This window comes from Arthrobacter sp. KBS0703, from assembly GCF_002008315.2.
In the GTDB taxonomy this organism is placed as follows: domain Bacteria; phylum Actinomycetota; class Actinomycetes; order Actinomycetales; family Micrococcaceae; genus Arthrobacter.
In genome coordinates this window covers 1,119,944-1,135,467 of record NZ_MVDG02000001.1, presented here as the reverse complement: position 1 = coordinate 1,135,467, position 15,524 = coordinate 1,119,944, and the positions used below count along the sequence as shown (strand labels likewise).

The window sequence follows — 15,524 nt, the reverse complement described above, 5'->3', positions numbered from 1 at the left end:
TGCTCGATGCATGCCCGAGCCAACCCCCGCCCCTGCCAAGCGCAAACCGCCGGCGCGCACCATGACGCCGGAAAAGACAGAGACCCTGAAAAAGCTCCGGGCCAGTGTTGGCCAGTTGTCGACAACCACCATGCGGCAGCTGGAAAAGTCGTTGCCCTGGTACAGCCGGCTCAGCTCCGACGAACGCTCCGCGCTGGGACTTGTGGCGCAGAACGGCATTGCCGCCTTTGTCACCTGGTACGAGCGGCCCAGTTCCCCGTCCTGGATCCTTTCCGACGTCTTTGGCACGGCACCCACCGAGCTCACCCGCTCCATCAGCCTGCAGAAAGCACTCCAGCTGATCCGGATCGTGGTGGAAGTGGTCGAGGACCAGGTCCCCGTCATCGCTCCCGAGGCGGACCAGCCGTCGCTGCGCGAGGCCGTGCTGCGGTACTCGCGCGAAGTTGCCTTCGCCGCCGCCGATGTGTATGCGCGGGCCGCCGAGTCCCGCGGCTCCTGGGACACCCGGCTCGAGGCCCTGATCGTGGACGCCATCCTGCGCGGCGAGAATACCGATGCGCTGCGGTCCAGGATCGCCGCCCTCGGCTGGAAGGCCCAGGAGCGCTTCACCGTGATGGTGGGGAACTCGCCGTCGGAACCCAGCGCCAGCTACGTGAGCGAGCTCCGGCGGACCGCGGGCCGGTACGCGGAAGACGCCCTGGTGGGCATCCAGGGCGACCGCCTGATCCTCATTCTGGGCGGCGTCCACGACCGCGAAACGGCGTACCTGAAGCTGAGCGAGATGTTCGCGCCTGGTCCGGTGGTCTACGGCGCCGAGGCGAGTTCGCTCCTCGAAGCCAGCAGCTCTGCGCAATCAGCGTTCGCCGGGCTCACCGCCGCACGGGCCTGGCCCTCGGCGCCGCGCCCGGTAGCCGCGGACGATCTCCTTCCCGAGCGGGTCATTTCCGGTGATGACGCGGCGCGCCGGTCGCTGGTGAAGAACATTTACCGGCCGCTTCTGGCCGCCTCCAACGGCCTGGTGGAAACCCTCGGCACGTACCTCGAATTGGGGCACTCGCTCGAGGCGACCGCGCGGGAACTCTTCGTCCACGCCAACACGGTGCGCTACCGCCTCAAGCGCGTTTGTGACGTCACGGGCTGGGATCCGCTGCTCCCCCGGGAAGCCTTTGTGCTTCAGGCCGCACTCGTCGTGGGGCGGCTCTCGACGCCGCCCAAGCCCGCCGTGGAGCGCCATTCGGCGCGGAACTCGAACTGAACCGTTGTAGACTTCCTACAAACTGACCCAGTGAGCTTGGTGTACGGAAACACCATGAATCACGCGGTAATTTGGAAAGCTGGATACGTGCTTGCAATCGTCTGCCCTGGACAGGGCTCACAGACCCCCGGATTCTTGGCCCCTTGGCTGGAACTGCCTTCCGTAGCAGGCCATCTGGCCTCCCTCAGCGAAATCGCAGGCATCGACCTCACGGCGCACGGGACCACCTCCGATGAGGACACCATCAAGGACACCGCCGTTGCGCAGCCCCTGATCGTGGCCGCCGGGCTCGTGGCCGCGAAGTCGCTGTTCGACGTCGAACTCAGCTCGCTGCCGGTCATCCTGGCCGGGCACTCGGTCGGAGAGATCACGGCATCGGCCCTGGCCGGTGTGCTGACCGAAAAAGAAGCCATGACATTCGTCCGGGTCCGCGCCAACAGCATGGCCGAGGCCGCCGCTGTCACGCCGACCGGCATGAGCGCCGTGGTGGGCGGGGACCCCGCCGAGGTCCTCTCGGCCATCGAAGCCGCCGGCGCCACGCCGGCCAACGTCAACGGCGCTGGCCAGGTCGTTGCCGCCGGAACCTTTGACCAGCTCAAGGCCCTGGCCGAGAATCCCCCGGCCAAAGCACGCGTCATTCCGCTCAGGGTGGCCGGAGCCTTCCACACCTCGCACATGGCACCGGCCGTGAGCGCCCTGGAGGCCCTGAAGCCCGAGCTCCAGCCGCAGGCCCCGGCAGTCCCGCTCCTGTCCAACTTCGACGGCCAGGAAGTCACGGATGGCGCTGCCGCCGTCGACCGCATGATCGCGCAGGTGTCCCGCCCGGTCCGTTGGGACCAGTGCATGGACTCGCTCGTGCAGCGGGGCGTCACCGGCGTCATCGAACTGGCGCCGGCAGGCACCCTGGCCGGCCTCGCCAAGCGCGGCATGCCGGGCGTGAAGACCGTGGCCGTGAAAACCCCCGAAGACCTGTCCGCAGCCCTTGCACTATTCGCAGAACTGGAAGGACAGGCATGAGCGTTCCCACGCTGAAGCAGTCGCCCGCCAACGAGCACACCCGCATTCTGGGCATCGGCGCTTACCGGCCGGACGTTATCGTGACCAACGACGACGTCTGCCAGTGGATCGACTCCTCCGATGAGTGGATCCGCCAGCGCACCGGCATCATCACCCGCCACCGTGCGCCCGCGGACGTCAGCGTCATCGACATGGCCGAAGGCGCCGCCCGCGAGGCGCTGCAGTCGGCCGGCATCGAGGCCTCCCAGCTCGGTGCGGTGATTGTCTCCACCGTGACGCACCCGTTCGCCACTCCGTCAGCGGCCGCCAGCCTCGCGGACCGCCTCGGCGCGACGCCGGCTCCGGCCTTCGACATCTCCGCCGCCTGCGCCGGGTACTGCTACGGCATCGCCCAGGGCGACGCACTGGTCCGCTCCGGCACCGCGCAGTATGTGCTCGTGGTCGGCGCCGAGAAGCTTTCCGACGTCATCGACAACACCGAACGCACCATCTCGTTCCTGCTGGGCGACGGCGCCGGCGCCGTCGTCATCGGCCCGTCCGAGACGCCCGGGATCGGTCCGTCGGTCTGGGGTTCGGACGGCAGCAAGTGGGACGCCATCGGCATGACCCACTCCCTGCTGGACGTGCGGGAATACTCGGCAGCCCACCAGGACGGCTCCACTCAGCATGCCAGCGCCCTCAGCGCGGACGAGGTTGCCGTCACGGATGCGGCCATCTGGCCGACACTGCGCCAGGACGGCCAGACCGTCTTCCGCTGGGCCGTGTGGGAAATGGCGAAGGTGGCTCAGCAGGCCCTGGACGCCGCAGGCATCCAGGCCGAAGACCTGGTCGCCTTCATTCCGCACCAGGCCAACATGCGGATCATCGACGAAATGGTCAAGAAGCTCAAGCTCCCGGAATCCGTCACCGTGGCCCGGGACATCGCCGACGCCGGCAACACCTCGGCCGCGTCCATCCCGCTGGCCACACACCGGCTGCTCCAAGAAAACCCGGAGCTGAGCGGCGGCCTGGCCCTGCAGATCGGCTTCGGCGCCGGGCTGGTCTTCGGCGCCCAGGTAGTTGTCCTTCCTTAAGGAATACCCAAACCAAGCCGCAACCGCGGTTTGCATCATTTCCGGCATCCTCTGCCGGCAATAACAAGAAAAGGAGCCATCAATGGCTAGCAACGAAGAGATCCTGGCCGGACTGGCTGAAATCGTCAACGAAGAGACCGGCCTGGCCCCGGAGGCAGTCGAGCTGGACAAGTCCTTCACCGAGGACCTGGACATCGACTCCATCTCCATGATGACGATCGTCGTCAACGCTGAAGAGAAGTTCGGCGTCCGCATCCCGGATGAAGAGGTCAAGAACCTCAAGACCGTCGGCGACGCCGTCAGCTTCATCGCCGGCGCCCAGGCAGCCTGATAAAGCTCCAGCCGCACGTCGGCTGAACCCGGCTGGCCGGTCCGGAGAACACGTTCCCGGACCGGCCAGCCGAAGCACCACCACTGAATTTTCTCGCAGACCCCCTCCGCACGCCCCCGACTCAGGCCTCCGGCCCAGCAGCACAGGACACGGCACGCGCACCGACAGAGAGTGATCCCATGACACGCAAAGTAGTCATTACCGGTCTGGGTGCCACCACGCCCATCGGCGGCGATGTACCCACTATGTGGAAGAACGCGCTGAAGGGGGTCTCCGGCGCACGCACGCTCGAAGATGACTGGGTAGCCAAGTACGAACTGCCGGTCCACTTCGCCGCCCGCTGCTCCACCCCCGCCCTTGAGGTCCTGAGCCGCGTCGAGGCCAAGCGCATGGACCCGTCCACGCAGTTCGGCGTTATTGCCGCCCGTGAGGCCTGGGCTGATTCCGGCATCACCGAAGTTGACCACGACCGCCTGGCCGTTGCCTTCGCCACCGGCATCGGCGGCGTTTGGACCCTCCTCGACGCGTGGGACACGCTGAAGGAGAAGGGACCCCGCCGGGTCCTGCCCATGACCGTCCCCATGCTCATGCCCAACGGCGTGGCCGCCGCGGTGAGTCTTGACCTGGGTGCCCGGGCCGGCGCGCACACGCCCGTCTCCGCCTGCGCTTCCGGCACGGAAGCGCTGCACCTCGGCCTGGACCTGATCCGTTCCGGCAAGGCCGACGTGGTCATGTGCGGCGGCGCCGAAGCCGCCATCCACCCGATGCCCCTGGCCGCGTTCTCCTCGATGCAGGCACTCTCCCGCCGCAACGACGATCCGGAGCACGCCTCACGCCCCTACGACCTGGGCCGCGACGGCTTCGTCATGGGGGAGGGTGCAGGCGCCCTGGTCCTCGAGGCCGAGGAGCACGCCCTGGCCCGCGGAGCGCGGATCTACGCCGAACTGGCCGGCACGTCCGTGACGTCCGACTCGTACCACATCACCGCTCCGGACCCCGAAGGCCTCGGTGCCACCCGCGCCCTCAAGGCTGCCATGTTCGACGGCCGGATCCAGGCCGAGGACGTGGTGCACGTCAACGCCCACGCCACCTCCACCCCGGTGGGCGACAAGCCCGAGTACACCGCGCTGCGCGCCGCCCTGGGATCGCACGTGGACAACGTGGCGGTCTCCGCCACCAAGTCGCAGATGGGCCACCTGCTCGGTGCCTCGGGTGCCGTTGAGGCTGTCCTCACGGTGCTTGCCGTTTACGAACGCAAGGCACCGCTGACCATCAACCTCGAGAACCAGGATCCGGAGATCCCGCTCGACGTCGTTACCTCCTCGCGGGATCTTCCCGCCGGAGACATCGTGGCGCTGAGCAACTCGTTCGGCTTCGGCGGCCACAACGCCGTCATCGCCGTTCGCAGCGTGTGATCACGACAGACCACTGAAGAAGCCCCCGCCGGTTGGCGGGGGCTTCTTCGTTGCTATGGGGGAGGGGGCGTCAGCCCACTTGGTGCAGCCAGCGCACAGGTGCACCTTCGGCAGCGTGCCGGAAGGGTTCCAGCTCCTCGTCCCACGCCTCGCCGAGCGCCAGGGAGAGTTCATGGTAAACGGCCGAGGGATCGCCCGCACCGGACTCGTAGGCGTAACGGATGCGGTCTTCCGAGACCATGATGTTGCCGTGGACGTCCGTCACGGCATGGAAAATGCCCAGCTCCGGCGTGTGGGACCAGCGGCCGCCGTCCACGCCCTGGCTGGGTTCTTCGGTGACCTCGAAGCGCAGGTGGGCCCAGCCCCGGAGGGCAGACGCCAACTGCGCACCTGTCCCCTGCGCGCCGGTCCAGGACAGTTCCGAGCGGAACATACCGGGCGCGGCGGGCTGAGCGGTCCACTCGAGATCTGTGCGCTTGTCCACGACAGATCCGATGGCCCACTCAACGTGAGGGCACAGTGCGGTAGGGGCCGAGTGAATAAACAGCACACCGCGGGTCATTGCAACAGACATTCCATCCTCCATAGCTGTAGGTACGTCTTCCCCAACGACCTTCATGGATGGATGTTTGCTGCTCAGGTGCCGCGTGGCGCCGGTAATTCCTGCCAATCTATGAAAATAATGCCGGACTCACAAGAGCACCGAAAGCCGCTGGCTTAAAGCACAACTTGAAAGTTGCCGGACCTGGGTCTTATTGTGCCGTACCCCGCCTAATTACGCCAGTGCAATTCGGCGCGCCGTAGGAGGGCGCTTCATCCGGAGCCGCTTAACGCAACCTACGCCCGCGGGTGGGCCTGCTGGTAACTGCTCCGCAGCCGGTCCACCGACACATGGGTGTAGATCTGCGTGGTGGCCAGGCTGCTGTGGCCCAGGATTTCCTGCACCGCCCGGAGATCAGCGCCGCCGTCGAGAAGGTGCGTGGCCGCCGAATGCCGCAGCGCGTGTGGACCGGTGGCTGCCGTATCGCCCAGGGCCTCGAAGAGGCCTTTCACCACGCTCCGCACCTGGCGCTGGTCCACCCTGCCGCCCCGTGCGCCAAGGAACAGCGCGGGCCCGCTGCCGGCGGAGACGAGTTTCCCGCGGCCGCGGCGCAGCCAGTCGTCGACGGCGAGCGCGGCCGGCAGGCCGTAGGGAACCGTCCGCTCCTTATTGCCCTTGCCCAGCACACGCAGGGTCCTCCGGTCCGGATCGAGGTCGTCAACATCGAGGCCTGCGAGCTCGCCGACGCGGATACCCGTGGCATAGAGCAGTTCAACGATGGCCAGGTCGCGCAGCGGCATCGGCGAAGCGTCCTGTGCCGCGTCCTTCAGTCCGGCCAGGAGCCGGACGAGCTGCTGCTGCTGGAGCACGCCGGGCAGCGAGCTCTCTTTCTTCGGCGCCTTCAGCCGGAGTGCCGGGTCGGCGTCGATGAGCTCCTCACGCAGCGCCCACGCGGTGAAGCTCCGGGCGGTGGCGGACCGACGCGCCAGCGTGGAACGGGACACGCCCGACTCGCTCTGGGCGCCAAGCCAGCGCCGCAGCGTCCCGAGTTCCAGCCCGCCCAGATCCGTGACACCCTCCGTGGCCGCGAACGCCAGCAGTCTGCCGACGTCGGAAAGGTAAGCGCGCACCGTGTGCTCGGACCGCGCCCTTTCGCCGGTCAGGTACCGACCGAATCCGCTCACGGCCAGGGTGAGCGCCGGCGGCAGTTGTACTTTCTCCACGCTCCCACTTTCCCAGCATTTGGCGCCCGATCAAGGAGCGAACCCGGCGCGCCGCCGCGGCCGCCCCCGCGTCTTCAGCCGGCGGTCTTTGTCCGCTTCCAGCCGCCGCTGCCTGACTCCGCGAGTCCGAGCAGGTTCAGCCTGCCCAGGCCTGCCCGGACCGATTCGACACCGAGTCCGGCAACGCTGCTCAGCTTCTCGACGGAACTGGCGGACCTGAGCGGAAGGGCGTCTAGCAGAATCAGGTCCTCGAGGGTCAGGCCGTCGTGGTCGGCCTGCCTGCCCGGCTGCACGTCGGGCAGGGATTCCCCGCTCGGCGAGGCCAGCTCGGCTATCTCCGCGGCGTCGGTCACGCAGACCGCCCCGCCCTCCCGCAGCAGCCTGTGGCAACCGGCGGAGTTGGCGCTGTGGACCGATCCCGGAACGGCCCCCACGGCCCTTCCCAGCGACTCGGCGTGGTGCGCCGTGTTGAGCGCGCCGGACCTCCATCTGGCCTCAACGACGACAGTCACGGAGGCCAGGGCGGCGATGATCCTGTTGCGCTGCAGGAACCTGTAGCGCGTGGGGGCAGAACCCGGCGGCACCTCGGCTATGACGGCCCCCTGGTTGGCCACGGCCCGCAGCAGGTCCTCGTTTCCCGAGGGGTAGAAGCGATCCACGCCGCCGGCCATCACCGCAATGGTCGGCATCGGACCCGAGCCTCCCGCCAAGGCGGCCCGGTGTGCGTGCGCATCGATGCCATAGGCGCCGCCGGACACCACGGTGAACCCCCGCTGCGCGAGCGAGTAGGCAAGATCGCCGGTGACCGATGCACCGTAGCTGGTGCTGTCCCGGGAACCGACCAGTGCCACCGATTTCGCCGCCGGCGGCAGTTCCAGCTCGATTCCCCTCCACCACAGGCAGATGGGCTCGTGAATGCCCAGGTCAGCCAGTTGCCCGGGCCACAGTTCGTCTCCCGGAATGATCATCCGGCCGCCCAGCCGTTCCAGCGTCGCCAGGTCGCGTTCGGGTGCGAGGTCCGGGATCCTGGGCGCCCAGCGTTTCAGGGCCGCAGCCATGCCGGCCCACGACGTTAGGGAGCCATGCTCCGCCAGTACGCCGGTGATTTCCTGTTCCAGTGCGGGGCCGTAGCCCAGCTGGCCGGTGGCAATGCCCAGCGCGTCCAGGGCACCGGTAACCTGCACCAGCGCAAGCCCTGCCGCGTCCTGCGGTTCCATCAGCCTGGACAGGGCGGCGCGCGCCAGTCTCTCGTTCTCCATGTGGTGTCCTTTCAGGCGGCTGCCGAAGCAACCTGGCGTAGGCTCAGTGCCTGTCCGATGTCGTCGGCGTCCGGCTGGTCCCTGCTGCCGAGATCGGCCAGCGTCCAGGCGAGCCGGAGTACGCGGTCATAGCCGCGCGCGGTGAGCACGCCCCTTTCGAGGGAATGGTCCAGGATGCGAGTGGTCGCCGGCGTGAGCCGCAAGTCGCCCCGAAGCACCCTTCCGGGCACCTGCGAATTGGTTTCCATGCCGAGCGGACGAAGCCGCTGCAGCTGACGCGCCCGGGCGGCAAGGACCCGCCCTCCGACCGTCGCGGTGTCCTCTTCTCCCCCGGACTGACCGAAGTCCGCCAGGGAAACCCGGTCCACCTGCAACTGGATATCCACCCTGTCAAGCAACGGTCCGGACATCCGCGCCAGATACCTGCGACGCATCGTTGGCGTGCAGGTGCATTCGACGCCCTTACCCGAGGCTTTGCCGCACGGGCAGGGGTTGGCCGCCAGGACCAGCTGGAAGCGTGCCGGGTAGGCGGCGGTGCCTGCTGAACGGTGAATCACAAGCTCACCGCTCTCGAGGGGCTGCCGGAGTGCGTCCAGCACGCGGCGCTCGTACTCCGGCGCCTCATCAAGGAAAAGAATCCCCCGGTGCGCGCGGGACGCTGCACCGGGCCGCGGCAGTCCGGAGCCGCCGCCGATGATGGCCGCTGATGTCGCCGTGTGATGGGGATTTTCAAAGGGCGGGCGACGGACCAGCTGCAGCGACGACGACCGGAGCTGGCACAGGGAATGAATGGCCGTAACCTCCATCGCCTCGGTATCGCCGAGATCGGGAAGGAGCCCGGGCAACCGTTCCGCCAGCATCGTCTTGCCGGCGCCGGGGGGACCGGTGAGCAGCAGGTGGTGGGCGCCTGCGGCGGCCACCTCCAGGGCCCTGCGCGCATCTCCCTGGCCCGAGACGTCACACATGTCCGGGACGCCCACGCCAACGGATTCGGAGTCGTCCCCGGCGGGTTCATCCTCCGGCTCGAAATCGAGGGCAAGTTCCTGGGGATCGGCCCCGAAGTCGAAGGCGAGCCGGGCGAGGGTCTTGTATCCCTGGACCCGCGCGCCGGGTACGAGGGCCGCCTCAGCGGCATTGGCCTGGGCGACGACGACGTCCGTGTACCCGGCCTGCACGGCCGACATCACGGCCGGGAGCACGCCACGGACTGGCCGAAGCTGGCCGTCCAGGCCGAGCTCGGCGATGAAGACCGTGCGCCCCGTGGTCCTGATGTCATCCGCTGCGCGCAGCGTGGCCATGGCAATCGCCAGGTCAAAACCGGAACCGCGCTTGGGCAGCGACGCGGGGATGAGGTTGGCAGTGATCTTCCGCCGGCTCAGCGGAATGCCGGAGTTCTGGGCAGCCGAACGGATCCGTTCCTTGGCTTCGTTGAGCGACGCGTCCGGCAGCTCCCCCTATATGTGACAATTAGCTATGACCACGAAAGCAGCCATATACGTCAGGCAGTCGACAACCTCCGAAGGCACGATTTCACCCGCCCTCCAGCGCCGCAACTGTGAAGCCTTCGTTCAGCGCCAAGGCTGGCAGCTTGTCAGCAAGTCGTACGAAGACATCGATATATCAGGTAAGAAGACTGCCAACCGGCCCGGCTACCTTAGCTTGCGGGCCGACTACGAGAACGGCGACTTTGACGTCGTCGTGGCCGACGACTGGTCACGCTTCGCACGCAACGAGGTAGAAGGCCTCGCCATGTTGGGGAGCATGCAGCTTGCCAGCGCAAGCCAAGGTGTCTATGACGAAGACACGAACCACCTGCCTACCGCCATCCAATTCATCATCGACGCTGACTTCAGCCGGAAGATGGGGAAGCGGTGGCGGAACGCACTTGTCTACCGACTGGAGCGCGGTTTGCCGCCGTCAGGCAAGCCGCAGTTCGGATATGACAAGCAGGGCAAGGATGCCTACATCCCGAACGCCGACGCCGCTATCGTCCGGGAGGCCTACGCACGATACACGGCGGGCGAAGGTTCACGCGCCATCTGCGAGGACTTCACCGCACGCGGCCTTGCCTCTGCCGGTCCTGCCGGGTGGTACCCGAACGGACTCTTTGACCTACTGGATAAAACCTTCTATGCGGGGTTCATCACCTACGAAGGTCAGGACTTCCCCGGTGCCCATGAGCCTTTGCTGACTCCGGCCCAGTGGGCGGCGTACCGGAAGGCGCGGGAGACAAGGAAGACACACGCACGCCCCCGTAACACGAAGTGGATGCTCCAGGGCCTCGTGGTGTGCGGCCTTTGCGGCAGCAAGATGCTCTCCCACATGGCACGCGGCGTCCCGAGCCTCGCGTGCTCGACGTACAACGCTCAGGGCAAGGCCGGATGCCCCGGCACCTTCCGCAAGCGCGAGATTGTCATGAAGAAGTTCCGCTTCTGGCTCCACAAGCACCAGCAGGAATGGGCCGATGCCATGCCCTCCGACGACGAGGCGAAGACCGCCGCCGAGACCGCCGTTGCGGACGCGCAGACCGCCCATGACAGCACCGTTGAGGACTACAGCCGGTACCAGCAGTGGGCCTACGAGAACCGCATTGTTCCCGCCGTCTCCGCCAAGACGCTTGCCGAAAAGGCCGAGGCCATCACGGCGGCACAGGCGGTGCTCGATGAGGCACAGGCCGCGTTGGGTGAGTTTGTCCCGGCGTCCACCGTCCGGGAACGCATCAACGCCGGTATCAAGGTCCTTGGACTGGACGTGCCGGAGAACGATCCCTCGCTCGAAGAAGAGCCCACGGAAGCGGAGGCCGCAATCATGCGGGAAATCTACGCCAAGATGATTGACCGCATTGTGGTCCTGCCTCCGAGCCACCCGAGCCCGAGGCATCCCGACCGTGACCTGATGGCCGAGATCGAGGTTCACCCGAAGGAGTTTTTGAAATAGCAGCAAATGTGATGAGAATCACAAAGCGTAAGTAAGGAAAGGCCGGAGCCCGTGTGGTTCCGGCCTTTTCTGTGTCTTTTATTCGTAGTGTTTCAAGAAAGCTTTATATACACATTTGTCTACCTTTTCGAGCTCTTGAATTCCATACAACCGGCCTTAAATCCGCTGTTAGGGTATTAATACAAGCCCCCACGAAAGAGAGAACAAAATGTACCACCCACGAACCCCGGTCATGGAAGTCACGCGGCAAATCAACTTTACCGAGGCATTGAAGGCCCGCGCCTTTGAAAAGTATTTGAAGAAAGCCGCCGAGCTGGACGCCCGGATTGAAGTTCTGAATGCAAAGAAAGCCGAACTGCAGGCAGCGGAGGAAAACGAATGGCCGTAACGACTAAGCGCCTCCCGTCCCTCGGAGTCATCGAGGCGCGGCTGCACATGCTGTACGGGGAACGCAAGACAGCGGAGCGCCTGCTGCAGAAGCGCCAGCAGCAGTACGACGAGGTACAGGCGGAGATCAACAAGTACGAAGAATACCGGGAACAGAAGACCGCGAAAGGTCAGTAGGAACATGAGCACAGCACCACACGGCCCGTGGATTCCGGAAGGCATTGAAGAGTTCGGCGAGCCCGGCACCTTTAACCGAGGCTACGCCGCATGGCTGGCCGGACAGCCCGAGCGCGACGCGGAGATTGCCCGCAATGCCGCCGAGAACACCGCACGCATCACAGCAGAAATCGCACGAACGGAAAGCAGGAAAGCCATGACCGACTTCATCATTACCCCCCTCCACATCGACGCACTGGATGGCGTCGACGGAGAAGCGCCCATTCCGCCCCGCTGGAAATCCCTCAAGTGGACCAAAGCCGCCGCCAAGTTCGGGAACCTGCGAGAGAAGCCCGCCTTCTTCAAGATCTCGGACGGTCCCGGCTGGTGGGTGCTGGATGACATTTCACGCGGTGCTGTGGGCGACGACATTGCCTGTGGTTCCGGCTGGAACCTGACGTCACAGGAGAGCCTCGAGCGCGTCAAGCTGTTGTTCCGCATCTTGGGCGTGGACGACCGCCTGACTATCCGGGAAAACCCGGAATGGGCGACACCGTATGACCCCAACCGTGCACAGGCCGGAGTGCGGGCCGGACGTCGGTGAAGTTTCGGGGCAAACGAAAAGCCCTCGAGCACCACACCGAGGGCTTCCCTACATGAGTTCGCAGGAGAGAGAGAACCGAAAGAAAGATGAAAGGAGATACGTTTGGCCGATTAACTTACTGACTGTTCAAGCTGCACCTTCATTTTAACACGGTGCAGCGGGGCATATGCGGCCTTCGGGCCAAAGGGCAATGCAAAAACGACGCAATGAAAAAGAAACCAAAGGAGTCCGCATGGACCTAATTTTTGAAAGAGTTGTAAGAAATGCTCGCAGAAACCAAATACCTCATCGAGACCTACGGCATCAAGACTGAAGAGTGGGCGGCTGAGCTGGCCGGTCAGGCTCTTAGCCTCGCTACATTCGACCCCTGCGTTCCGATGGAGAATGCCCCGAAGGACGCTACTGACGGCGCGGACTTCATTGTGAACCACATCCCGAACTGCCTCCGGTACAACGCCGAGACAAGCACTTGGTACGTCTGGAACGGCGTCATTCACAAACCACTCTCCGGCAACACCGTGCCGACGCAACTCATCGATACCCTCGGCTACGCCTTCAAGGACCTCTCCAACTTCATTGAGTCATGGGTTCGCTTCAAGGCGAACGAGGCCAAGAAGGCCAAGGACCCTGAGGCTGCCCAGTACGAGAAGGACCTCAAGGCCTCTACTACTGCCCTCATCGCAGGCGTCAAGGACTACGCACGGTCTCTGAACTCCAACCGAGGCGTCAAGGACACTCTTGAGAAGCTCAGCCGTGCCGTGGCCGTCGACGCGGACTTCTTCGGGGATGACCGCCAATGGTTTGTCGTCCGGAACGGCGTCTTCGATATGGAAGAAGTACGCGCCACCAAGCAGTGGACCCTCAAGAAGCATGAGCCGTGGAGGCCGGTGTACCGCATGTGGGATATCGCGGACGCCCCCGGTGCCGACTACCCGCATCTCAAGAAGTTCCTCGGTGAGTCAATCGCCGACGACGGACAGGCCCGGTTCTTCTCCAAGGCCGTAGCGCTTGCCTGCATGGGCTCGCCGGTATCCACAAAGACGCTGGTGAGCCTCCAAGGCGAAACCAACTCCGGCAAGTCGATGATCAACCGCGTCGTCAAGAGGCTGGCGAAGGGTGCTGACACCGTTGTTGCGCCGCCGCGTGACGCCATTGTGGCAGGGGCACGGAAGCCCGAACACGCACGCTACAAGATGCGCCGAGGGCGCTACGTGGCCTTCTCCGAAATCCGCGTCGCTCTCGACACCGAGTTTGTCCTGCAGTACACAGGCGGCGACGACTACGACATTGAAGAGAAGTTCATTGCGTCCTCCACGGTTGCGCCGCAGGGCATCATCTTCATGGCTTCGAACAAGGGCACGCAGGTGGACAAGACCGACGCCGCCATGTTCTCCCGTATCGCGCCCGTCAACTTCCCTCACACCTTCGTGAAGGGCATTGACGAGACCGAGAACCTTGAAGACCTGATTGTCGCCGAGGGCTCAGGCTTCCTTGAATGGATGAAGTGGAGCTACCTAACCTACCTCGAGGAGGGTCTGGACAAGACGGACAGCATGGAAGCCCTCAAACGTGAGGAACGGGAAGCCGACTCAACCGCGCTGCAGTTCGTCGATGCCCAGATTGAGGCCAACCTTCTGCGCTTCCAGCCGACCCTGCCGAAGTCCCGCAGCATCCTGCTGACGAACCTTCATGAGAGCTACGTCCGGTACTGCATGCGCCACGCCATCCAGCCGAAGGACATCTTGAAGAAAAAGGACTTCCGGAAGCACTTGGAAGTCCGCTATGAGGTTGACAACACCGCCGGATACCGGGTCTACGGTCTCGCTCATACCACGCCTGCCGAAAGCATGGGCAATTTCGTTCAGACTGAACGCGACTGAACGTGGTTACGTTCAGACTTCGATGGCCCTACTTCCCTTTATCTATAAGGAACTTAACCCCTACTACTACTACTTTGAATATTTTGAACGTTTTTAGTTGTAAGAGGTTATAGAGAGAAGAAATTGGTTGCTGACCCCGTAGAGATCTCTAATGCAGCCTTCGTTTCACTTTTGAACGTTCAAACGTTCAAACCGCTAGAACATGCGGAATTTGAGGGGTCAGCAACGTTCAGGCACATTCAGACTTGCACGTATTTCGTGCAGACAATGACACAAAGACGCTCCCTTCACTTCTAGCGCAGGAGCGCAAATGTACGAGCACTACTTTGAGAGAATCATTCAGACCGACACGAGGCCGGACACCACCGGATGGCCTACGCACACGGATGAGGGCTTGCCCTACCCGTGGTACTGCGAACAGCAGGCGGGCCGCATCATCTTCGGCAACGGTGACGACGTCGCACGGATGCAAAAACTGCAAGATCTGGTGGACGCCATACCGGAAGTCGTAGCCGCCTGCGAATTCCCGACACCGCAAAAGGCGGTGAGATAATTGGAACTGGCCGCAGCAATTGCATACGCCGCCTGCCTCCACCGGATTGTGGAGCTTATATTGACCAAGCGCAGGCTCAAGAAGATGTAGCGCAACAGCGCTATTAGTACGGGGCAGGATGCCCAACCGGATGCTGACCGGCGAAACAGGGAAAACGACGCAATGACATTGATCATGAATAGGCGTCGTTATGCCCAGAAAGTACTCCAGTACGCGCAGCAATGCAGCGCGGAAGATAGCAGCATCCCAACTACCAAGCCCCTGTTCCATCTGTGGGCGCATTGTCACCGCCGAGATGCAGTGGCAGGCAGACCATGTCGTGCCACGCGTGATTGCCGAGGCGCAGGGCTGGACACAGACGGAGATTGACAGCCCCTCCAACACAGCACCTGCACATCGCTCATGCAATGAACGGGCAGGGGCAAAGCTAGGCAACTCCCACCGTGCCAAGCCAGCAGCAGTGCGCACCGTGCCGCAGGTACAGCGTCCCGGTATCGGAGGCGCACATGTCTAAGTGCAAGTGCGGGGACACCGTCGACATCCTGAAGTCCAGCGAGTGCCGCAGGTGCTACGGCAGGCGACACCGGGAAGAGAACCGTGCACAGTACAACGCACGGAAGAACGCGTACGCCCGCCGGACCTATGTCCCGGTGCCTATCTTCTACACGGTCACCATGCCACCCACCACGCCGTGCACCAGCAAGGCCGCGCTCAGGCGTGTGCTGAACTACCGAGGCAAGGCCACCGAACGTGTGTGTCCGTGTGGTGCACAGGCTGAGACGTGGAGCTACCGAGGTGGCAGTGAGTACGAGCAGACAGGCCCGAGCTACAAGGGAAGCCAGACAACAACGACGTGGTCTTCACACATCAAGGACTACTCTGCTCTGTGCCGT

The 15,524-nt window shown here is 64.3% G+C and carries 15 protein-coding genes and 1 pseudogene; 12 read left to right on the top strand and 4 right to left on the bottom strand.

What is annotated here, in order from left to right; all coding sequences use genetic code 11:
- Window positions 1-10: 10 nt before the first annotated feature.
- The 5 genes from B1A87_RS05340 (at window position 11) to B1A87_RS05320 (ending at window position 5,091) form a co-directional block, all read left to right on the top strand.
- Window positions 11-1,255 carry a CdaR family transcriptional regulator gene (locus B1A87_RS05340; protein WP_078026571.1) on the top strand — a complete coding sequence of 415 codons (1,245 nt, stop codon included), beginning with the start codon at window positions 11-13 and terminating at the stop codon, window positions 1,253-1,255.
- Window positions 1,256-1,342: 87 nt separating this feature from the next.
- Complete coding sequence (locus B1A87_RS05335) at window positions 1,343-2,272, top strand: ACP S-malonyltransferase (protein ID WP_185982244.1); 930 nt, start codon at window positions 1,343-1,345, stop codon at window positions 2,270-2,272.
- A complete protein-coding gene (locus tag B1A87_RS05330; RefSeq protein ID WP_078026573.1) occupies window positions 2,269-3,345 on the top strand; it encodes a beta-ketoacyl-ACP synthase III in 1,077 nt (358 codons plus the stop codon). Before B1A87_RS05335 ends, B1A87_RS05330 begins: the two co-directional genes overlap by 4 nt.
- Before the next feature lie 82 nt (window positions 3,346-3,427).
- Window positions 3,428-3,676: an acyl carrier protein gene (locus B1A87_RS05325; protein WP_078026574.1), complete on the top strand. Its 249-nt coding sequence runs from the start codon at window positions 3,428-3,430 to the stop codon at window positions 3,674-3,676.
- 179 nt (window positions 3,677-3,855) lie between these two features.
- The gene (locus tag B1A87_RS05320) at window positions 3,856-5,091 is read left to right on the top strand and encodes a beta-ketoacyl synthase (protein WP_078026575.1); all 1,236 of its coding nucleotides are present in this window, start codon (window positions 3,856-3,858) and stop codon (window positions 5,089-5,091) included.
- Between the two features lie 70 nt (window positions 5,092-5,161).
- On the opposite strand, the gene B1A87_RS05315 is transcribed toward B1A87_RS05320, so the two are convergent.
- The 4 genes and pseudogenes from B1A87_RS05315 to B1A87_RS05300 form a co-directional block, all read right to left on the bottom strand.
- Window positions 5,162-5,665 (bottom strand): DUF3145 domain-containing protein, encoded by a 504-nt coding sequence (locus B1A87_RS05315; protein ID WP_078026576.1) that lies wholly within the window; start codon window positions 5,663-5,665, stop codon window positions 5,162-5,164.
- Between the two features lie 263 nt (window positions 5,666-5,928).
- Complete coding sequence (locus tag B1A87_RS05310) at window positions 5,929-6,855, bottom strand: tyrosine recombinase XerC (RefSeq protein WP_078026577.1); 927 nt, start codon at window positions 6,853-6,855, stop codon at window positions 5,929-5,931.
- 74 nt (window positions 6,856-6,929) lie between these two features.
- Window positions 6,930-8,114 carry a DNA-processing protein DprA gene (gene dprA / locus B1A87_RS05305; protein WP_078026578.1) on the bottom strand — a complete coding sequence of 395 codons (1,185 nt, stop codon included), beginning with the start codon at window positions 8,112-8,114 and terminating at the stop codon, window positions 6,930-6,932.
- 11 nt (window positions 8,115-8,125) lie between these two features.
- Window positions 8,126-9,562, bottom strand: a pseudogene (locus B1A87_RS05300) (YifB family Mg chelatase-like AAA ATPase); the annotation flags it as partial.
- A 25-nt stretch (window positions 9,563-9,587) separates the two neighbouring features.
- On the opposite strand from B1A87_RS05300, the gene B1A87_RS05295 reads away from it, so the two are divergent.
- The 7 genes from B1A87_RS05295 to B1A87_RS24880 all read left to right on the top strand — a co-directional run bounded on the left by B1A87_RS05295 (window position 9,588) and on the right by B1A87_RS24880 (window position 15,145).
- Entirely contained in the window at window positions 9,588-11,051 is a 1,464-nt protein-coding gene (locus B1A87_RS05295; RefSeq protein WP_078026580.1) for a recombinase family protein, read from the top strand.
- Window positions 11,052-11,283: 232 nt separating this feature from the next.
- Complete coding sequence (locus B1A87_RS22850) at window positions 11,284-11,439, top strand: hypothetical protein (protein ID WP_185982243.1); 156 nt, start codon at window positions 11,284-11,286, stop codon at window positions 11,437-11,439.
- A complete protein-coding gene (locus B1A87_RS05290) occupies window positions 11,430-11,615 on the top strand; it encodes a hypothetical protein (protein WP_078026581.1) in 186 nt (61 codons plus the stop codon). The genes B1A87_RS22850 and B1A87_RS05290 overlap by 10 nt, the downstream gene beginning before the upstream one ends.
- A gap of 4 nt (window positions 11,616-11,619) precedes the next feature.
- The gene (locus B1A87_RS05285; RefSeq protein ID WP_078026582.1) at window positions 11,620-12,198 is read left to right on the top strand and encodes a hypothetical protein; all 579 of its coding nucleotides are present in this window, start codon (window positions 11,620-11,622) and stop codon (window positions 12,196-12,198) included.
- A 263-nt stretch (window positions 12,199-12,461) separates the two neighbouring features.
- Window positions 12,462-14,078, top strand: coding sequence for a hypothetical protein (locus B1A87_RS05280; RefSeq protein WP_078026583.1), 1,617 nt, complete (start codon window positions 12,462-12,464; stop codon window positions 14,076-14,078).
- 310 nt (window positions 14,079-14,388) lie between these two features.
- Window positions 14,389-14,631: a hypothetical protein gene (locus tag B1A87_RS05275; RefSeq protein ID WP_078026584.1), complete on the top strand. Its 243-nt coding sequence runs from the start codon at window positions 14,389-14,391 to the stop codon at window positions 14,629-14,631.
- A 190-nt stretch (window positions 14,632-14,821) separates the two neighbouring features.
- The gene (locus B1A87_RS24880) at window positions 14,822-15,145 is read left to right on the top strand and encodes an HNH endonuclease (RefSeq protein WP_078026585.1); all 324 of its coding nucleotides are present in this window, start codon (window positions 14,822-14,824) and stop codon (window positions 15,143-15,145) included.
- Window positions 15,146-15,524: the final 379 nt, after the last annotated feature.